Annotated in this window: 21 protein-coding genes; 18 read left to right on the top strand and 3 right to left on the bottom strand. The window is 61.5% G+C overall.

The window, feature by feature from the left end:
* Positions 1 to 177: 177 nt before the first annotated feature.
* The 4 genes from AC1DZP_RS15345 (at position 178) to AC1DZP_RS15330 (ending at position 3,526) form a co-directional block, all read left to right on the top strand.
* Positions 178 to 1,146: a helix-turn-helix domain-containing protein gene (locus AC1DZP_RS15345; RefSeq protein ID WP_477303485.1), complete on the top strand. Its 969-nt coding sequence runs from the start codon at positions 178 to 180 to the stop codon at positions 1,144 to 1,146.
* Between the two features lie 145 nt (positions 1,147 to 1,291).
* Positions 1,292 to 2,809 (top strand): aldehyde dehydrogenase, encoded by a 1,518-nt coding sequence (gene adh, locus AC1DZP_RS15340; protein ID WP_477303483.1) that lies wholly within the window; start codon positions 1,292 to 1,294, stop codon positions 2,807 to 2,809.
* Positions 2,810 to 2,876: 67 nt separating this feature from the next.
* Positions 2,877 to 3,215, top strand: a complete 339-nt coding sequence (locus AC1DZP_RS15335) for a DUF779 domain-containing protein (protein ID WP_477303481.1) — start codon at positions 2,877 to 2,879, stop codon at positions 3,213 to 3,215.
* A gap of 5 nt (positions 3,216 to 3,220) precedes the next feature.
* Complete coding sequence (locus tag AC1DZP_RS15330; protein WP_477303479.1) at positions 3,221 to 3,526, top strand: DUF1858 domain-containing protein; 306 nt, start codon at positions 3,221 to 3,223, stop codon at positions 3,524 to 3,526.
* Here the strand turns inward: AC1DZP_RS15330 and AC1DZP_RS15325 are convergent.
* Positions 3,523 to 4,227, bottom strand: coding sequence for a Crp/Fnr family transcriptional regulator (locus tag AC1DZP_RS15325; RefSeq protein ID WP_477303477.1), 705 nt, complete (start codon positions 4,225 to 4,227; stop codon positions 3,523 to 3,525). The genes AC1DZP_RS15330 and AC1DZP_RS15325 overlap by 4 nt on opposite strands.
* A 246-nt stretch (positions 4,228 to 4,473) precedes the next feature.
* Here AC1DZP_RS15325 and AC1DZP_RS15320 point away from each other — a divergent pair, with 246 nt between their 5' ends.
* The 5 genes from AC1DZP_RS15320 (at position 4,474) to AC1DZP_RS15300 (ending at position 8,300) form a co-directional block, all read left to right on the top strand.
* Positions 4,474 to 4,920, top strand: coding sequence for a pseudoazurin (locus tag AC1DZP_RS15320; RefSeq protein ID WP_477303475.1), 447 nt, complete (start codon positions 4,474 to 4,476; stop codon positions 4,918 to 4,920).
* A 320-nt stretch (positions 4,921 to 5,240) separates the two neighbouring features.
* Positions 5,241 to 6,344, top strand: a complete 1,104-nt coding sequence (gene nirK / locus AC1DZP_RS15315) for a copper-containing nitrite reductase (protein WP_477303473.1) — start codon at positions 5,241 to 5,243, stop codon at positions 6,342 to 6,344.
* 72 nt (positions 6,345 to 6,416) lie between these two features.
* Positions 6,417 to 7,289, top strand: coding sequence for an SUMF1/EgtB/PvdO family nonheme iron enzyme (locus AC1DZP_RS15310; RefSeq protein ID WP_457155279.1), 873 nt, complete (start codon positions 6,417 to 6,419; stop codon positions 7,287 to 7,289).
* 217 nt (positions 7,290 to 7,506) lie between these two features.
* Positions 7,507 to 7,764, top strand: coding sequence for a group III truncated hemoglobin (locus tag AC1DZP_RS15305; RefSeq protein ID WP_477303470.1), 258 nt, complete (start codon positions 7,507 to 7,509; stop codon positions 7,762 to 7,764).
* Between the two features lie 104 nt (positions 7,765 to 7,868).
* Complete coding sequence (locus AC1DZP_RS15300) at positions 7,869 to 8,300, top strand: potassium channel family protein (protein WP_477225707.1); 432 nt, start codon at positions 7,869 to 7,871, stop codon at positions 8,298 to 8,300.
* Positions 8,301 to 8,312: 12 nt separating this feature from the next.
* Here AC1DZP_RS15300 and hemN read toward each other — a convergent pair whose 3' ends face one another.
* Positions 8,313 to 9,662: an oxygen-independent coproporphyrinogen III oxidase gene (hemN, locus tag AC1DZP_RS15295; protein WP_477303469.1), complete on the bottom strand. Its 1,350-nt coding sequence runs from the start codon at positions 9,660 to 9,662 to the stop codon at positions 8,313 to 8,315.
* A gap of 158 nt (positions 9,663 to 9,820) precedes the next feature.
* On the opposite strand from hemN, the gene AC1DZP_RS15290 reads away from it, so the two are divergent.
* A complete protein-coding gene (locus AC1DZP_RS15290; RefSeq protein ID WP_477225705.1) occupies positions 9,821 to 10,549 on the top strand; it encodes a Crp/Fnr family transcriptional regulator in 729 nt (242 codons plus the stop codon).
* A 110-nt stretch (positions 10,550 to 10,659) separates the two neighbouring features.
* On the opposite strand, the gene AC1DZP_RS15285 is transcribed toward AC1DZP_RS15290, so the two are convergent.
* Complete coding sequence (locus AC1DZP_RS15285; protein ID WP_477303546.1) at positions 10,660 to 11,076, bottom strand: hemerythrin domain-containing protein; 417 nt, start codon at positions 11,074 to 11,076, stop codon at positions 10,660 to 10,662.
* A 252-nt stretch (positions 11,077 to 11,328) separates the two neighbouring features.
* On the opposite strand from AC1DZP_RS15285, the gene ccoN reads away from it, so the two are divergent.
* The 8 genes from ccoN to ccoS all read left to right on the top strand — a co-directional run bounded on the left by ccoN (position 11,329) and on the right by ccoS (position 19,384).
* Positions 11,329 to 12,939 (top strand): cytochrome-c oxidase, cbb3-type subunit I, encoded by a 1,611-nt coding sequence (ccoN, locus tag AC1DZP_RS15280; RefSeq protein ID WP_477225703.1) that lies wholly within the window; start codon positions 11,329 to 11,331, stop codon positions 12,937 to 12,939.
* 11 nt (positions 12,940 to 12,950) lie between these two features.
* A complete protein-coding gene (gene ccoO, locus AC1DZP_RS15275; protein WP_477303467.1) occupies positions 12,951 to 13,682 on the top strand; it encodes a cytochrome-c oxidase, cbb3-type subunit II in 732 nt (243 codons plus the stop codon).
* Positions 13,683 to 13,694: 12 nt separating this feature from the next.
* Complete coding sequence (locus tag AC1DZP_RS15270; RefSeq protein ID WP_023759205.1) at positions 13,695 to 13,844, top strand: CcoQ/FixQ family Cbb3-type cytochrome c oxidase assembly chaperone; 150 nt, start codon at positions 13,695 to 13,697, stop codon at positions 13,842 to 13,844.
* Positions 13,845 to 13,846: 2 nt separating this feature from the next.
* Complete coding sequence (gene ccoP / locus AC1DZP_RS15265; protein ID WP_477303465.1) at positions 13,847 to 14,710, top strand: cytochrome-c oxidase, cbb3-type subunit III; 864 nt, start codon at positions 13,847 to 13,849, stop codon at positions 14,708 to 14,710.
* Between the two features lie 186 nt (positions 14,711 to 14,896).
* Entirely contained in the window at positions 14,897 to 16,456 is a 1,560-nt protein-coding gene (gene ccoG / locus AC1DZP_RS15260; protein WP_477225699.1) for a cytochrome c oxidase accessory protein CcoG, read from the top strand.
* Positions 16,453 to 16,950: a FixH family protein gene (locus AC1DZP_RS15255; protein ID WP_477303463.1), complete on the top strand. Its 498-nt coding sequence runs from the start codon at positions 16,453 to 16,455 to the stop codon at positions 16,948 to 16,950. The genes ccoG and AC1DZP_RS15255 overlap by 4 nt, the downstream gene beginning before the upstream one ends.
* Entirely contained in the window at positions 16,947 to 19,235 is a 2,289-nt protein-coding gene (locus AC1DZP_RS15250) for a heavy metal translocating P-type ATPase (RefSeq protein WP_477303461.1), read from the top strand. Before AC1DZP_RS15255 ends, AC1DZP_RS15250 begins: the two co-directional genes overlap by 4 nt.
* Entirely contained in the window at positions 19,232 to 19,384 is a 153-nt protein-coding gene (ccoS, locus tag AC1DZP_RS15245) for a cbb3-type cytochrome oxidase assembly protein CcoS (RefSeq protein WP_457153287.1), read from the top strand. The genes AC1DZP_RS15250 and ccoS overlap by 4 nt, the downstream gene beginning before the upstream one ends.
* Positions 19,385 to 19,461: the final 77 nt, after the last annotated feature.

The raw sequence follows: 19,461 nt of genomic DNA, 5'->3' as shown, positions 1-19,461 counted from the left end.
ATGACCATCGGTTCGGCCAAGCATGGTGGGGAGTGGTTTGCGCTTCTAGTTCTTCCGACGAATTGACAGTGTGACGATTGAAAGCGGAAAAAGCGGGCGCAATGACAGCTTAACCCTGTCTTGCAGTTGACCTGATCCAGGGCCTGAAAGGGAGAGTTGAGGTTTGGGAGGATAAGCATGGGCGAGGATCTATCCAGTCATCATGCCGACCGCATTCAGGCAGCGATCGCTTCGGACGCCGCGGCGAAGTCCGCTCTGGTTGCCTCCTGGCGACGGTCTTCCAATTTGCATCGGCTCGATCCGACCGATTGCAGTCCCCCACGCTATCTTACAGAGGCGGAATTCGGAGAGGCCCGGCAACGCAGCGAGCCGCTCATCCGTGCTGCCCAATCGAGTCTGGACCGGCTCTATCTTGCCGTGGGTGGCGTCGGGTGCTGCGTCCTTCTCGCCGACCGCGACGGCGTGCCGGTCGAACGGCGCGGCGCCCCGGTGGATGACGAGACGTTTCATTCCTGGGGCTTGTGGACCGGCTCCGTCTGGAACGAACAGAGCCAGGGCACCAACGGGATCGGCACCTGCCTGGTCGAACAGCGCGCACTCACAATCCATCGCGACCAGCATTTTCATACGCGCAACACGGGGCTCAGTTGTACCACCGCTCCCATCTACGATCACCAGGGGGATCTTGTGGCTGCGCTCGACGTGTCTTCCTGCCGGGCCGATCTGACCGAAGCCTTCGCCAACCTTATCTCCGTGGCCGTGGTCGACGCGGTGCGTCGGATCGAGGCGGAGAACTTCAGGATGGCATTCCCGAAGGCGCGAATTCTGCTGGCGCCGGTGACCGACAGAGGTTCGGGCGCGCTGATCGCGGTTGATGCGGACGACCTTGTGGTCGGCGCGACCCGATCGGCCCGCCTGGCGCTCGGAATTACGCAACAGTGTCTCGACAGGCCGATGCCTGCCGCAGACCTGCTTGGTTGGGGCGAGAGCGGGCCTGAAGTCCTCGCCGAGGCTGAGCGCGGCGTGCTGCAGCGGGCGCTGGCGCGAGCAGACGGAAATGTCACGGCTGCGGCCCAGGCGCTGGGCATCAGCCGGGCGACGCTTCACCGCAAGCTCAACCGCCTGGATGTCCACAGGCCTCACTGACCTTCCGAATCCTCGCATGACTGTCGCAATTCTGCGACACATGCCGCCCGCCCACTGTCCTCGGCGCGGTGACAATAGCGGCGGAAATCGCAAGTCTCCTTCCCAAGCGTCGCATTCCGCGGCGTCAGCTCTGGGAGGAAGACACATGAACAAGGTAGAATTCTCACGCTCGGTCAAGGCGCCCTTCGACAAGCGTTACGGTAATTTCATCGGCGGCAAATGGGCCGAGCCGCGCTCCGGCCGCTACTTCGAAAACCACTCACCGGTGAACGGTCAGCTGCTGTGCGAGGTGGCGCGTTCGGATGCGCAGGACATCGAGGCAGCGCTGGACGCCGCGCACGCCGCCAAGGACGCCTGGGGGCGCACCAGCGTCGCCGAGCGCTCGCTTATCCTCAACCGCATCGCCGATCGCATGGAGGAAAACCTCGATCTCCTCGCATGCGCCGAAACCTGGGACAACGGCAAGCCGATCCGTGAAACGACCGCCGCCGACCTGCCGCTCGCCATCGACCATTTCCGCTATTTCGCCGGCGCCGTGCGCGGCCAGGAAGGCAGCCTTTCCCAGATCGACGACGATACCGTCGCCTATCATTTCCACGAGCCGCTCGGCGTGGTCGGCCAGATCATCCCGTGGAACTTCCCGCTGCTGATGGCGTGCTGGAAACTTGCTCCCGCGCTTGCAGCCGGAAATTGCGTCGTGCTGAAGCCTGCCGAGCAGACACCGGCGGCCATCCTGCTCTGGGCCGATCTTGTCGGCGATCTGCTGCCGCCAGGCGTGCTCAACATCGTCAACGGTTTCGGCCTCGAGGCCGGCAAGCCGCTCGCATCCTCGCCGCGCATTGCCAAGATAGCCTTTACCGGCGAGACCACGACGGGCCGGCTGATCATGCAATATGCCAGCCAGAACCTGATCCCCGTCACGCTGGAACTGGGCGGCAAGTCGCCCAACATCTTCTTCAAGGATGTTGTCGCCGAGGACGATGACTTCTTCGACAAGGCGATCGAAGGCTTCGTCATGTTCGCGCTGAACCAGGGCGAGGTCTGCACCTGYCCAAGCCGTGCGCTCATCCATGAATCGATCTACGATACCTTCATGGAACGCGCCCTCAAGCGCGTCGAGGCGATCGTGCAGGGCGATCCGCTTGACCCGGCGACGATGATCGGTGCCCAAGCCTCGTCCGAGCAGCTGGAAAAGATCCTGTCCTATATCGACATAGGCCGCCAGGAAGGCGCCGAGGTGCTGACCGGCGGGTCGCGTAACGTCCTGCCCGGCGATCTGGCGGGTGGCTATTACGTCAAACCGACGGTGTTCAAGGGCCACAACAAGATGCGCATCTTCCAGGAGGAGATTTTTGGACCGGTGGTTTCGGTCACGACCTTCAAGGACGACGATGAAGCGCTGGCGATCGCCAACGATACGCTCTATGGCCTTGGCGCCGGCGTCTGGACGCGTGACGGCAACCGCGCCTACCGCTTCGGCCGTGCGATCCAGGCCGGCCGCGTCTGGACCAACTGCTACCACGCCTATCCCGCGCATGCCGCCTTCGGCGGCTACAAGCAGTCCGGCATCGGCCGCGAGACCCATAAGATGATGCTCGACCACTACCAGCAGACCAAGAACATGCTGGTCAGCTATAGCCCGAAGAAGCTCGGCTTCTTCTGATCCCCTGTTTGGCTCACAGCGCGGCTCCGCGAGGGGCCGCGCCCCCATTCTGAATGCGGAAAACACCATGCATGCGAAGGTCACGGCGACGCCGGCAGCCCTTGAACTGATCGCGGAGATCGTTGCCGAGTATGGACCGGTGCTGTTCCACCAATCCGGCGGCTGCTGCGACGGTTCTTCGCCTATGTGTTATCCGCGCGCCGGTTTCATCGTCGGCGATCATGATGTGCTGCTCGGCCACATCGAAGACGCGCCCTTCTACATCGGGGCTTCGCAATTCGAGGCCTGGAAGCATACCGATCTCATTATCGACGTAGTGCCTGGTCGCGGCGGCATGTTCTCGCTGGACAACGGACGGGAGAAGCGGTTCCTGACGCGGTCGACGATCTGCGCCGTTCATAGGTGAGGAGGGTGCAATCGGCTGCTTCTTCTTTGTCCCAGCGCAACGAGCATCCCGGAAATCAGATGCAGCATGTCCGCTTCCAAGCGTGGGCAAGCGGCATGAAACGCAAATTCAGCGACGATGCGACAATGGACGAAATCATGCACCTGTCGCCGGCGGCCATCCGGGTGGTGCTCCAGCACGGCATGCTTTGCGTCGGCTGCCCGATTGCCTCGTTCCATACCGTTTCCGACGCGGCACGCGAGCACGATCTGAACGAGGAACAACTCGGCTCCGATTTGCGGGCCGCGATCGAAAGCACCAACCCTGACTAACTTTTCTCGGCGCGGCCTTCCGCGATCAGAAGGAGCCGGTGAGGTTCGACCACGGTCACCCTCTGGCGTCCACTTTTGACCAATCCCTGGTCCTCCCAGGCCGAGAGCAACCGGCTCACCGTATGGAGCGTTGTTCCCGTCATCTCGGCAATGTCCTGACGAGAGATCGGGAAGTCGATCAGAATTCCTTCCTCTGTCTTCCTGCCAGCCTGCTTGACCAGCTTGAGCATCGCATGGGCGACGCGCTGTTCCACCTGTTCTGTGGCCATCTCGATGACGCGCGTATGAGCATCCTGCAGCCTAGTGCCCACGGCCTTGTAGGTGTTGGCACTGAAGCTCGGGAAATTTGCTGCGAAGGTCGGCCATAGATGGCTTGCCCAGGCAAGAACCACGCAATCGACGGCAGCGATCGCATTTGCCGGATAGGTGGTGCGGCCAAGCGCGTGGGCGATTCCCATCAACTCACCTGGACTTATGTACCGCACAGTCACCTCGTGACCGTCCGGGGTTGATTTCACGACGCGCACATGTCCGTCGAGCAGCAGGAAAAAGGAATGTGCTTCCTGCTCCTGCTCGAACACCGGCTGGTCCTTGGCGATCCGGAGCGACCTGGCCTGGCCGACGATGCGGTCGAGATCCGTGGCGGCGACGCCCTCAAAGACGGAAAGCCCTGCAATCAGCGAGCGATCGAGGCTAGCCAACTCTTTCCCTCCTGAATTTGACCGCGGCCAATGCATCCAAGCCGGTCTGCCAAAGAGTGTTCTCACGGCGACTGATGCGGGGCAAGGGGCGCATGCTTAGGCTCTCGTCCATGCGCCACGCCACACGAGGGCGCCAACGATGTTTTTGCTCACGAGTTTGCGCCAGCGCAAATCGCCAAGCCGCCTGATGGCCTAGAAGAAGGCAACGGTTGAAGGCCGTGATGAACTCAAGAAAAGGATTTCCAAATGAAACTGCCACTGATCGCCGCGGCCATCGCCCTGCTCTCCATCGCCGGTGCCGCGAATGCCGAAGAACACGTCGTGCAGATGCTGAACAAGGGCGAGAAAGGTTCGATGGTCTTCCAGCCCGCCTTTGTCCGGGCAGTGCCCGGAGACACGATCAAATTTGTGCCGACCGACAAATCCCACAATGCCGAGAGCATCAAAGGAATGATCCCGGACGGTGCTGAAGCTTTCAAAGGGAAGCCCAGCGAAGAAGTAATCGTGACCCTCACCAAGGAGGGCGTCTACGGCGTCAAGTGTGCCCCACATTACGGCATGGGCATGGTTGCGCTGATCGTGGTCGGCAAGCCCGCCAACCTGGAAGCGGCGCAGGCCGTCAAGCAGGTCGGCAAAGCCAAAACCGTGTTTGCCGAACTGTTTGCCGAAGCGACCAAGACTGCTTCCAACTGAGCCTTTTCCAGGATGCCCTCCGGTTGGCGACCTTCCGGAGGCAGAGGCCGGACAGACCGAGGGGAGCGGTCTGGTCCGGCCTATTTCATTTGGATATCGATAGACAGCCCGAGACACGATCTTCTCGTCCCCAGCGGTTGCCTTATCCAAGGTTGCTGATCTGGAGTTGGCAGTCAGTGAACCTCGGCCGGCCGGGCTCGGCTACTCGCCCCGTCAATCGAGCAACGCAACAAATGAAATCGGATTTGCGCCAGCGCAAAGACGTGGCCCGCGAGCAGACTATTCTTAGTGCATCAGATCGGTGAAAAAAGGAGATGGAAATGCTTACGAGACGAGAAGCTTTGTTAGGTTCTGTCCTTACCGCGGCCGCAGCCGCGGCCGTTGTTGCAATGCCGGTTGTGGCAAGTGCAGCCGAAGTTGCAAGTCTACCGCGCGAAAAGGTCACCCTCGTCGCGCCGCCGTTCGTCCACGCCCATGACCAAGTGGCCAAGGGCGGTCCAAAGGTCGTCGAATTCACCATGACGATCGAGGAGAAGCCGATGATCATCGATGCCGACGGCACGCAGCTCAATGCGATGACCTACAACGGCTCGATTCCGGGCCCTCTGATGGTCGTGCATCAAGACGACTATATCGAACTCACCCTGATCAATCCCGAGACCAATACGCTTGCCCATAATATCGATTTCCACGCCGCCACCGGCGCGCTTGGCGGCGGCGGCCTGACCCTGGTCAATCCTGGCGAGCAGGTCACGCTGCGCTTCAAGGCCACGCGCACGGGGACCTTCGTCTACCACTGTGCGCCTGGCGGCGCGATGATCCCGTGGCATGTCGTGTCGGGGATGAGCGGAGCAGTGATGATACTGCCGCGCGACGGCCTCAAGGACGACAAGGGCAGGCCCGTTCGCTATGACCGCATCTTCTACATCGGCGAGAACGATTTCTACGTCCCCCGCGACGAGCAGGGGAAATTCAAGAAATATGAAACAGCCGGCGACAATTACGATGATACGGTCAAGGTCATGCGCGGGTTGATCCCCACCCATGTCGTGTTCAACGGCAAGGCGGGATCGCTGACTGGCGACAACGCGATGAAGGCGAAGGTCGGCGAAACGATATTGATCGTTCATTCGCAGGCCAATCGTGACACACGCCCGCACCTGATCGGCGGCCATGGCGACTTTGTCTGGGAACAGGGCAAGTTCGCCAACCCTCCGGCCAAGGACCTGGAAACCTGGTTCATCCGCGGCGGGTCGGCTGGGTCGGCGCTCTACACGTTCCGGCAGCCAGGCATCTACGCGTATGTGAACCACAATTTGATCGAGGCGGTGGAACTTGGTGCAACCGCGCACTTTGTCGTCGACGGAACCTGGGACGACGATCTGATGATGCAGGTCGAAGCACCCAAGCCGATCGCCTCGTAAACGGGAGATCCGATCTTCAGTGCAACCTTGCGGCGGAGCCAAAAGGTTGCACGTGCGGCCGGACTTGGTGCCATGCCCTTCGATCCTGTCTTCGCATTCGGAACAACTGCGGCTGCCGCACTGATCGGCTTGGGCATAACCCATGCGCTCGACAGGGCTCCTTTGGATTTGCCGACACCGGTCGCCGTGAGCGAACTTGTGGTCCTGGGACCCGGCTCGTTCGATCACCCACAGCCCGGGGAATTCCTCAAGCAGAACCATTCCGTCGCAGCCCCCGTCGTGCGGGAAACCATCGATGCGCCGCTGGAAATCATGAAATACCAGGTAAGCGTTTCGGACTATGGACGTTGCGTGGCGGACGGTGCCTGCAAGCCCGCCGACTCGCGCAAGATCGGCAACGTGCCGGTCACCGGCGTCAGCCACATCGATGCCGAAGCCTATGCAACCTGGCTGTCAGCCCGCAGAGGTGAGGCATGGCGGCTGCCCACGGATGTGGAGTGGGCTTACGCCGCCGGCGAGCGATTCAGAGGTGACATCGAGGGTGGCGAAAGCGACCCGAACAACCCGGCGCGACGGTGGCTGACACAGTATCGCCAGGAGGCTGCACTCGGACGCAAACCTGATCCCGAGCCGAGAGCTCAAGGCGCCTTCGGAACCAATTCAAAGGGATTGTCGGACATTGCAGGCAATGTCTGGGAATGGACCTCGACATGTTATTCGCACGCCACGATAGACAGCGACGGAAAGCGCACCGCGAGTTTGATCGACAATTGTGGAGTGCACGCCGTGGAGGGCTTCCACCGCACCTATATGTCGAACTTCATTCGGGACGGTAAGAGCGGCGGCTGCGCCGTAGGAACGCCGCCCGACAATCTGGGTTTCCGGCTTGTGCGCGACCGGACAGGTTTCTTTCAAACTACCATTCGCAGCTTGGGATTGACCTGACTGCAGCAGAAACAAGAGAGCACGAATGACTTCAAAATCCGCTCCGGTTGACCGGGCACGTCCTGTCGCGGAACAAGCTCTGAACCATAACGGCGTTGATCGAACTTCGATCGGAAAACTGGTCCGCGAATTCTATGCAAAGGTCAGACAGAACGAGCGTCTCGGTCCGATTTTCGCGCGCGAAATCACCGGGGATTGGGAGCCTCATCTTGAGAAAATGACGGACTTCTGGTGTTCTGTCATCCTCAAGAGCGGCGACTATCACGGACGCCCGGTGCCGGCGCACCTCAAACTCAAGGATGTCACCGAGGCCGATTTCGATATCTGGCAGGCCCTCTTCGGCCAGACGGCGGCCGAACTCTTCGTCCCGGAAACGGCGGCGGTGTTTGTCGACAGAGCCGAGCGGATCGCGGCAAGCCTGAAACTGGCGATGTTCTTTCGCCTTGGTCCCGCCGCGCCAGGCGCAGGCCAATAGGCGAACTTGGCGAAACCCGACCGATTGCTTCAAGGCTCGAAAGGCCAGCGCCAGGTTTGATTTTACGCAAGGAAAGCGTCCCTCGCGGCTCCTAGTTTCCTCGCATGGCTCTCAACCTCTTCGTCGGCACGATCGTCATAAGCCTGACGGTCGTCATTCACACCTTCGGCCTCATTGCCGTCACCCGTGCGATGGGACATCTGGTGGCGCGATTTCGCATGCATGGTCGACGAAGCCGGGTCGTTGCAATGATCAGCGTGGTGATGGGCCTTTTTGCCGTCATGACCGCCGAGGTCTGGTTGTGGGCAGGCGTGTACCGCCTGCTCGGCGTCCTGCCCGACTTCGAGACCGCTCTCTACTTTTCCACCATCACCTTTTCGACCGTCGGCTATGGCGACGTGGTGCCGGCCCATGACTGGCGCGTGCTGGCTGCGTTGGAAGGCGTGAACGGCTTTCTTCTGCTCGGCTGGTCGACCGCCTATCTGATCGCGGCCGGAACGCGCATCGGCCCGTTCCGGGCTGGCGAGCACTTTTGACCGGGTGGACGCTCAGACCGCTACCGAATGCCTGGCCTTGCCGGCTTCAAGATATTTGTCGAACTTCGCCGCAATGCTTCTCACAAAGGGGCGACTTTCCGCCGGCACGACGAAGCTGTCGCCATCGAGTTCAAGGAATTGCGCAGGACCATCAAGGGCGGTGGAACTTGCCTTGAGCAGAAGCCTTTGGCCGGCTTGGCCAAAGCGCTCCACCAGCTCGATCGCCGAGAAGGCGAAATCGCACATCAGCCTCTCGATGATCCAGCCGCGAACGCGGTCGTCGTCGGAAAGTGCGATACCGCGGACAGCCGCCAGCCCACCGTCTGAGACCATGCGCCCATACTCCGCGGTCGACGGCATGTTCTGCGCATAGCCTTGGCGAAATTGACTGATGGATGATGGGCCGAGGCCGATCAGCGTTTCGCAGCGATCCTCCGTGTAGCCTTGGAAATTGCGGCGCAAGCAGCCGGTTCTGGCCGCTACGGCCAACGCATCGTTGGGCTTGGCGAAGTGGTCGAAGCCGACGGCTTCATATCCTGCGTTCAGCATAAGACAAGCGGCCAGTTGTGATTGAGCAAACCGCTCCGCCGGACCCGGCAACCATGCCTCGTCGATCATCGTCTGATGCTTCTTGAACCAGGGCACATGTGCGTAGCCAAACAATGCCATCCGGTCCGGTTCCAGGGTCAACGCCTGCGCGACGGTGGCGGACACGCTCTCCCTAGTCTGGTGCGGCAGGCCGTAGAGCAGGTCCAGATTGACCGATTCGACACCACGTGTGCGAACGCCGTCGACGACCGCTTTGGTCTGCAAAAAGCTCTGCTCGCGGTTAATTGCCTTTTGCACCTTCGGGTCGAAATCCTGGACGCCGAGGCTCGCCCTGGTCATGCCGATCTCGGCAAGCGCATCGAGGCGGGCGTCATCCATATCATTGGGATCGATTTCGACGCTGATCTTGGCGTCCGGAAGAAAATCGAAGCTGGCCCGCAATGCTTTCCCCAACTCCACCATGTCCTCGGGCTTCAGCATCGTCGGAGAGCCGCCACCGAAGTGGACGGCGCGCACGCCGGCCTTGCCACCGACAATGCGGGCAATAGTGGCGATCTCGGCATGCAAAGAGCGGAGATAKGCGGTTACGGGGTCATAGTGACGTGTCTGCTTGGTGTGGCAGGCGCAGAACCAGCAGAGCCTGTCGCAGTAGGGAATATGCAGATAAAGCGAAATCTCGTCGCCTTTCCCGAGCGCCTCCAGCCAGCCTCGACAGACAGTGGCATCGACCCCCGGATGGAAATGCGGCGCGGTCGGATAGCTCGTGTAGCGCGGCACGTTCTCGCCAAGCCTGGCAGCTAGTTCCGATCGCATGTCGCCATCCCTTGTGTTTGCATGGCCAGCAAAATGGCCGCGACGGGACGCCAATGCCTTGATTTCGGTCAAAGCCCTTGCACCGGACAAACTGCCACAAGGCGTTTTCAATTGGCCGATGCTATCTTGCCGATACTCTGGATCCTCGGACGATCGTGATGACAGTGCGTGAGGATATTCATAGCGCCGGCATTCCTGTGCTTTGCCAATCATGCGAGGCAAGGCATCGCGGCGTTTGCGGTGCCCTCGACCCCGACCAATTGGTTGGGCTCGCCAAGACCTCGTCAAGGCACAGTGTCGAGCCGGGCAGCGAACTGATCGGCGACGCCGAAACCGTCGACAGCTACTCGAACGTGCTTTCCGGCGTGGTGAAGCTGACGAAGAGCCTTTCGGACGGACGCCAGCAGATCGTCGGCCTCCAGTTCGCGCCGGACTTTCTGGGACGACCTTTCAAGGTGGAAAGCGAGATCAACGCGGAAGCGGCGACCGCTGTCTCCCTTTGCTCGTTTCCGAAGACGGCGATCGAACGGATGATGAAGCAATCGCCGGAGCTCGAGCATCGCCTGCTCAAGCAAACGCTGAACGAACTCGACGAGGCGCGCGACTGGATGGTGACGCTGGGACGCAAGACCGCTGCGGAAAAAGTGGCGAGCTTTCTGCTGATGATTGCCAGAAACATCGATCCCACGCTCGATCCAGCCACCAACGCGACGAGCTTCGACCTGCCGCTCACGCGCGCCGACATCGCCGACTTCCTCGGCCTGACGATCGAAACGGTGAGCCGCCAATTGACCCGGCTGCGGACAGACGGCGTGATCCGGATCGACAACAACCGCCATGTGACGGTGGACAGCCTCACCCGGTTGGCGAGCCGCTCTGGCGCCTAGAGCCGGATGATTTCAGGTCGAATCGACCTGAAAGCTGAATCCGCATCTAAATCAAAACGATAGAGCATGATGTCGGCCGAAAACCGCCTCACACTTTTCGGCATCACGCTCTAGTCCCGGTCGACGATCCCGATCATCGGCAGGACGTGCTCACGTTCAAACGCGATGTGCCGCCGCAAGTTCTCGAACAGGCCGCGCAACATGAAGCCGATGGTTTCGGGGTTCTCGACTGTCTCACCATGACCGATGGCCAATAATATTTCGGTCACCTCACTGGCAAAGCATTCGTCTTCCACATGTTCGGCCCGCAATCGCCGGGTTGAGGCAAGGTTCGCACCGCTGCCGGTCAAAGCGGCATCGTAGGCGGGAAAGATGACCGTCTCTTCGTATCGATGAATGTTGCGCAGCAACGGAACGATCGCGTTGGCCGTGCCGAGACATTTCAGACGATCGACGCTGGGCAAGGCGTCTGCAATTCTCTCCAGGGCATCGCAGAGCTGCAGCTTTTCCCTGTGCGCGCGCTTCATCACCGCGGCCGGGACGGCTTCTCTGCAGGATCGATCGGCTGGTGCGGGATTTTCATCGCCTGCTCCGAACAGCGACGTTCCCGGTCCTTTCGTCTGGCTCAACGGCGGCCCCCGGTTGGTTTGCAAGACCACGCTGCCCAATCCGAAAGCGCTGAGCTTTGACATGGATCAAGGCGGTGACAACGCGGCTGAGGAATTGGTGTCCAGGCGGATTGGCGTCCGCGCATCGGAATCCGAGGTCGGGGACATGTCATGAAATTCGGCACACAAATCTTCGCTTTGGCCCTCTTTACATTTGCGGCTCTGGTGGCCGCTGGCTTCGGTGTCGACGAGCCCTTCCGGCAGCACATGTGGGTGCTGTTTTTCGTGCTGCTCGGTTTTGTCGCCGTCCTCATCCGCAACACGAGCTTTGAAGCTGCCGCTCCCATCGACGCATCCGCTTACATGGATGGGCCAGTCCGTTACGGCGCCATCGCCACCATGTTCTGGGGCGTCGTCGGCATGCTGGTCGGCGTGGTCATCGCGCTGCAGCTCGCCTACCCCGATCTCAACATCCAGCCCTGGTTCAATTTCGGCCGTTTGCGGCCGCTGCATACGTCGGGCGTGGTCTTCGCTTTCGGCGGCAACGCGCTGCTTTGCACGTCTCTTTATGTCGTGCAGCGCACCTGCCGCGCGCGGCTGTTCGGCGGCGATCTCGCCTGGTTCGTGTTCTGGGGTTACCAGCTCTTCATCGTCATGGCGGCGACCGGCTATCTGCTCGGCATCACCGAGAGCCGCGAATACGCCGAACCCGAATGGTATGTGGACATCTGGCTGACCATCGTCTGGGTCGCCTATCTCGTCCTGTTCCTCGGCACGATCCTGAAGCGCAAGGAACCGCATATCTACGTCGCCAACTGGTTTTACCTGTCCTTCATCGTGACCATCGCGATGCTGCATGTGGTCAACAACCTGTCGATGCCGGCCTCCTTCCTGGGCTCCAAGAGCTATTCCGCCTTTTCCGGGGTGCAGGACGCGCTGACGCAGTGGTGGTACGGCCACAACGCCGTCGGCTTCTTCCTCACCGCCGGCTTCCTCGGCATGATGTATTACTTCGTGCCAAAGCAGGCGAACCGGCCGGTCTACTCCTACCGGCTGTCGATCATCCATTTCTGGGCGATCATCTTCCTCTACATCTGGGCCGGTCCGCATCACCTGCACTACACCGCCCTGCCCGACTGGGCGCAGACGCTCGGCATGGTGTTCTCGATCATGCTGTGGATGCCGTCATGGGGTGGCATGATCAACGGGCTGATGACGCTGTCGGGCGCCTGGGACAAGCTCCGCACCGATCCGATCATCCGCATGATGGTGATGGCCATCGCCTTCTACGGCATGTCGACCTTCGAGGGGCCGATGATGTCGATCAAGACGGTCAACTCGCTGTCGCACTATACCGACTGGACCATCGGCCACGTCCACTCCGGTGCGCTCGGCTGGGTCGGCATGATCTCGTTCGGCGCGATCTACTACATGGTGCCGAAGCTCTGGAACCGTGAACGTCTCTATTCGCTGCGGCTGGTCACCTGGCACTTCTGGCTGGCGACGCTCGGCATCGTCGTCTACGCGGCGGTGATGTGGGTGTCCGGCATCATGCAGGGCCTGATGTGGCGCGAATACGACGAGCAGGGCTTCCTGGTCTACTCCTTCGCCGAAACCGTCGCCGCCATGCACCCCTATTATGTCATGCGCGCCATCGGCGGGGCCATGTACCTCTCCGGTGCCCTGATCATGGCCTGGAACATCACCATGACCATCCTCGGATACCAGCGCGCGGAAGAGCCGATGCCGGGCTCCGCACCCTCCCTCCAGCCTGCCGAATAAGGAGCCAGAGAATGAGCCTGATGGACAGACATGCACTCATCGAGAAGAACGCCACGCTTCTTCTCGTTGGCTCCCTTCTTGTGGTGACCGTAGGCGGCATCGTCGAGATCGCGCCGCTCTTCTATCTCGACAACACGATCGAGAAGGTCGAGGGCATGCGGCCTTACTCGCCGCTCGAACTTGCGGGACGCAACATCTATGTGCGCGAGGGCTGCTACCTCTGCCATAGCCAGATGATCAGACCTTTCCGTGACGAGGTCGAGCGCTACGGCCATTACAGTCTGGCGGCAGAGTCGATGTACGACCATCCTTTCCAATGGGGATCGAAGCGCACCGGACCGGACCTCGCCCGGGTTGGCGACCGTTACTCGAATTTATGGCACGTCGAGCACCTTGCGGATCCACGTTCGGTCGTCCCGGAATCGATCATGCCGAGCTACGCGTTCCTCAAAGACGCGCCGATCGACGTGAAGGACTTCTCGACGCATCTGGTCGCCAACAGGCAGGTCGGCGTCCCCTACAGCGATGACATGATCGCGCACGCAAATGCCGATCTGATGGCGCAGGCCGATCCCAACGCCGACACATCCGGCCTCGAAGCCCGCTATCCCAAAGCCAAGATCGGCGACTTCGACGGCAACCCGCAACAGGTGACCGAAATGGATGCCCTCGTTGCCTATCTGCAGATGCTCGGCACGCTGGTCGATTTCAAGAACTACGACGAAGCCGCCGGCTACCGCTGAGGAGTCTTATCCATGGATTACAATTTGATGCGAGAGTTTGCCGACAGCTGGGGTCTGGTCGCCATGGCGCTGTTCTTTGTCGGCGCAATCGCCTTCGCGCTCCGCCCCGGCAGCCGCAAGCTGGCCGACGAAGCCGCCCGGATTCCCCTTGAGGACGAGTGATCATGAGCGACGAGCACATCGACGAAATCTCTGGCGTCTCGACCACCGGCCACGAGTGGGATGGCATCCGGGAGCTGAACAACCCGCTTCCGCGCTGGTGGGTCGTCACGTTTTACGTCACCATCGTCTGGGCGATCGGCTACACCATCGCCTATCCGGCATGGCCGCTGCTGCACTCGGCAACCAAGGGCGTGCTTGGCTATTCCAGCCGCAACGAGGTCAAGAACGAACTGACCGCTGCTGAAGCCGCCAAGGGCAAGTATGTCGCGGCGGTGGAGTCCAAGAGCGTTTCGGAGATTGCCGCGGACGACACCTTGCGCGAGTTCGCGGTCGCTGCCGGTGGCGCCGCTTTCAAGGTCAATTGCGTGCAATGCCATGGCTCTGGCGCCCAGGGCTCCAAGGGCTTTCCCAATCTCAACGACGACGATTGGCTCTGGGGCGGCAAGGCCGAGCAGATCCAGCAGACGATCACGCATGGCATCCGCTTCGCGTCCGATCCGGATACGCGCCTGTCGGAAATGCCTGCCTTTGGCGACATCATTACCGCTGACCAGATCGCTCAGGTGAGCGCCTACGTGGCCAGCCTTTCCGGCAAGGTCCAGGACGCAAGCCTGATCGCGCCCGGCGCCAAGGTCTTTGCCGAAAATTGCGTCTCCTGTCACGGCGACAACGCAAAAGGCAACAAGGAACTCGGGGCTCCAGATCTGACCGACGCGATATGGCTCTATGGCTCCGGCGAAACAGCCATCTCCGCTCAGGTTCGCACGCCAAAGCAGGGGGTAATGCCAGCCTGGGGCGCACGCCTGGGCGAAACCAAGGTCAAGGAACTGGCGGTCTACGTTCATTCGCTTGGCGGCGGAGAATAGGAAGCGGGGGCCTATTCTCATCCCTTCACCGCCCGAGCGACGAGGCCCGGCATGTCCGGGCCTCGGTTTGTTTCGGCAACCCGGTTTGACTTGCATCAACGCGCGTGGCGCTGCCCTGCGGCAAGACTTCACTACGCTGGCGGCCCAGGCATGGGCAGATTGCCGCCCGCGCGAGTGGAGGTGCATGTGCTGGACAATACGCAGGTAGAACGGCTCGAAGCCGAGGCGGTCAACTCCGCCAAAGTGCGCCAGCCGATGTATGCCGCGCGCAAGAAGATCTTCCCCAAGCGAGCCTCGGGCAGCTTTCGCCAGTTCAAATGGCTGGTGATGGCGATCACGCTCGGCATCTACTATTTGACCCCGTGGTTGCGATGGGATCGTGGTCCGTTTGCTCCGGACCAGGCCGTGCTGCTCGATCTCGCCAACCGCCGCTTCTACTTCTTCTTCATCGAGATCTGGCCGCAGGAATTCTACTATGTGGCCGGCCTGCTGGTCATGGCCGGCGTCGGTCTTTTCCTGGTCACATCCACGGTTGGCCGTGCCTGGTGCGGATATACATGCCCGCAGACCGTATGGGTCGATCTGTTTCTGGTCGTCGAGCGGGCCATCGAGGGCGACCGCAACGCGCGCATGAAGCTCGATGCCGGGCCGTGGACCGCCCGCAAACTCGTGCTGCGGGTATCGAAGCACGCCATCTGGCTGGTCATCGGTGCGGCGACCGGCGGCGCCTGGATCTTCTATTTCGCCGATGCGCCGACGCTGGTCGGCGAGCTTTTCACCGGCACTGCGGCACCCGTCGCCTACATCACCGTCGCCGTGCTGACGGCGACGACCTATACGTTCGGCGGGCTGATGCGCGAGCAGGTCTGCACCTATATGTGCCCATGGCCGCGCATCCAGGCAGCCATGCTGGACGAAAGTTCGCTCACCGTCACCTACAATGACTGGCGCGGCGAACCGCGCTCGCGTCACGCCAAGAAGGTGCAAGCAGCAGGGCAGCCCGTAGGCGACTGCGTCGACTGCAATGCGTGCGTCGCTGTCTGCCCGATGGGGATCGACATTCGCGACGGCCAGCAGCTCGAATGCATCACCTGCGCGCTTTGCATCGACGCCTGCGACGGCGTCATGGACAAGCTTGGCAAGGAGCGCGGGCTGATCTCTTACGCAACGCTCTCCGACTACAACGCCAATATGATGCTGGCGACCGCGGGCGGCTCCGGTTCAGTCAATCCGTCGCTGGTCAGGACCGCTGATGGCCTGTTCTCCGACAAGGTGGCCCATTTCCATATTCGCAAGATCTTTCGCCCGCGCACGTATGTCTACATGGGCTTGTGGTCACTGATCGGACTGGGCCTGCTCTATTCACTGCTGACGCGCGACAGGCTCGAAGTCAACGTGCTGCATGACCGCAATCCGCAATTCGTCACGCTGTCCGACGGTTCGATCCGCAACGGCTACACCGTCAAGCTGCTCAACATGATCCCCGAGCCACGGACGATCGTCGTCACCATGCAAGGCTTGCCAGGGGCTGAAATGAGCGTGGTCGGCGACGACATCCCGGCAGGCCGTTCCTTCGCCATTCCGGTCGAGCCCGACCGCCTGAAGATGCTGAAGGTCTTCGTGCGCCAGCCGGTCGATCAGATCCGCGGCATAGCGCAGACCTTCAAGTTCCGTGTCGAGGACAAGGCGAGTTTCGAGACAGACGAATACACGGCCACTTTCAACGCGCCGGAGACCGCCAGATGAGCGCGAATACGCAGAAATCCCGCGAATTCACCGGCAGGCACATGTTGGCCATCATCCTTGCCTTTTTCGGGGTGGTGATCGCGGTCAATCTGACCATGGCGACGCTCGCCAACACGAGCTGGACCGGCCTTGTCGTCGAAAACACCTATGTGGCGAGCCAGCAATTCAACAAGCAGGCCGAGGAGGGTCGCGCGCAGGCAGCGCTCGGCTGGACCGGCAAGCTTACCATCGCGTGGGGCGAAGTTCGCTACGGGCTCACCGACTCCACAGGCAAGCCTGTTCCCTTGCACGGCGTCAAGGTGCTGTTTCGCCATCCCGCCTACGAGAAAGAGGACAAGGCCGTCACGCTCGCGCTCGCCTCCGGCCAGGAGTTTGCCGCGCAGCACCTGCCGAAGGACGGCGTCTGGATCGTCGAGATCGACGCCGATGCCGGTCTGGCGAAACCCTATCGCGACGTCCGCAGGATCATGATTTCCCATGGAGCGCTGCAATGAGCTGTTGTGCGCCGGGCGCTGAAATGGCGCTGGATGTCTCGAGCACCACATCGGTCCTGCCATCTAGCGAGGAGATCCGGCTGGCGAGCCGATCGCTTGGCGATGACCTTCGTCTGACCGATCTTTCCGTGCCGACGGTTCATTGCGCAGCCTGCATCCAGACGATCGAGACGGCGTTGGGAAAACTTGAGCGCGTCGAGGGCGCTCGTGTCAACCTGTCGACGAAACGGGTCTCGGTCCGGTGGCGTGGGGACGAGGTTCCACCGTTCGTCGCCGCGATTGGGCGGCTCGGCTACCAGGCGCATCTCTTCGCTCCCGAGGCCGACGCGAAGGACAGAATGCTTTCGGAGTTGATCCGCGCCGTCGCGGTTGCCGGGTTCGCGGCGGGCAACATCATGCTGCTTTCGGTCTCTGTCTGGTCTGGTGCCGAAGGCGCGACCCGCGACCTGTTCCACTGGGTCTCGGCGCTTATCGCCATCCCTGCCCTCGCCTTCGCCGGCGGCATCTTCTTCCGCTCGGCCTGGAATGCGTTGCGCCACGGCCGCATGAACATGGACGTGCCCATCGCGGTCGGGGTGTCGCTCGCCTACGCCATGAGCCTCTATGAGACGATCAACCATGGCGATCACGCCTATTTCGATGCGTCGGTGTCGCTGCTGTTCTTCCTGTTGATCGGCCGCACGCTGGATCATGTCATGCGGGAACGTGCTCGGACCGCCGTGAAAGGCCTCTCGCAGCTGGCGGCGCGTGGTGCAATGGTCCTGCGCAGCGATGGTGCACGCGATTACCTGCCGGTTGGCGACATCGAACCAGGCATGCTGCTGCTGATCGCAGCCGGCGAAAGGATACCCGTCGACGGCAAGATCGTTCAGGGGGCGTCGGATCTCGACTGCTCGCTGGTTTCCGGCGAGAGCACGCCGAAAACGGTGGCGTCGGGGGAACGGGTTCAGGCCGGTACGCTCAATCTCACCGGCTCGCTGACGATCGAAGCGACAGCCGCCGCGAAGGATTCGTTCCTGGCGGCAATGGTTCGGCTGATGGAGGCCGCCGAGGGCGGCCGGGCGCATTATCGCCGGATCGCCGATCGCGTTTCGGCGCTCTATGCCCCTGTGGTTCACCTGACCGCCTTCGTGACGTTCCTTGGCTGGATGGCGGCAACCGGCGACTGGCATAGGGCGATCACCATCGCCATTGCTGTTCTCATCATCACATGCCCGTGCGCGCTCGGCCTCGCCGTGCCGATCGTTCAGGTGGTCGCCGCGCGGCGCCTGTTCGAGAACGGCATCATGGTCAAGGACGGTTCGGCCCTGGAGCGCCTGGCGATGATCGATACAGCGGTGTTCGACAAGACCGGAACGCTCACGCTTGGACAGCCCCGGCTCGTCAATGCGTCGTCGATCGACCCAGCCATGCTGGCAATCGCCGCAGACATGGCCGCGCATTCGCGTCATCCGTTTTCGAAGGCCATCGCCGGATTTGCCTCTCCTGGCAGGCAACAAAAATTCGATGCCGTCACCGAGCATCCCGGGTTTGGGATCGAAGCTGCCGACTCCGGAGCTATCTGGCGGCTGGGCCGACGCGGATGGGCCGGATGGAAGGCCCGGACCGGCGGCGAAGGCAAGCATGGCTATGGCGGAACGGTCCTGACGAAAGACGGCATCATCGTCGCCACCTTCGATTTCGAGGATGCGCTGCGTGCCGACGCCAGGGCGGCAGTCGAGCGATTGAACGATGTCGGGATGTCGGTGCAAATGCTGTCTGGCGATACCGCAGGGGCCTGCGCCGAAGTCTCGAAAATTCTGGGTGTCGGCGACTTCGTTGCGTGCCTGCTGCCGTCCGGCAAGGTCGAATGCATCGAGACCCTGGCGAAAGACGGACACAAAGTCCTGATGGTTGGCGACGGCCTCAACGACACGCCTGCGCTGAGCGCGGCGCATGTCTCGATCGCACCGGCGACCGCAGCCGACATTGGCCGCAACGCGGCGGACTTCGTATTCCTGCGCGAAAGCCTTCTGGCCGTGCCTCTCGCACTGAACGTCTCGCAGAAAGCCGGGCGGCTGATACGCCAGAACATCGCGATCGCGATCGTCTACAATGCCGTCGCCGTGCCGATCGCAATCCTGGGACAGGTCACGCCATTGATTGCGGCGATCGCCATGTCCGCCTCCTCGCTGCTGGTTATTGGAAACGCGCTACGGCTGCAGGGCTTTGGGCCGCACACTCCAGCAAAAAGCACCGCGGCCGACAGGCGCGCCGGCTTTGGTGCACTGGCACGATCCTCATGACGACGCTCGTCTACCTCATACCTGTGGCGCTGTTCCTCGGCGCGCTCGGGCTGGCCGGCTTCCTGTGGGCCTTGAGGAGCGGTCAATACGAGGACCTCGACGGGGCGGCGGAACGGATACTCATCGACAGGGACGACAAGTCAAATTGACGTCCGTCGACGCCGGAGATGACGCAGATCAAGGCATGCCTCACACAAGGCCCCGATAATGATCCGATAGATGTTGG

Source organism: Mesorhizobium sp. P2_F8 (assembly GCF_056403655.1).
Note: the sequence above shows the minus strand (reverse complement) of the source record. Positions and strands in the feature narration are given on the sequence as shown.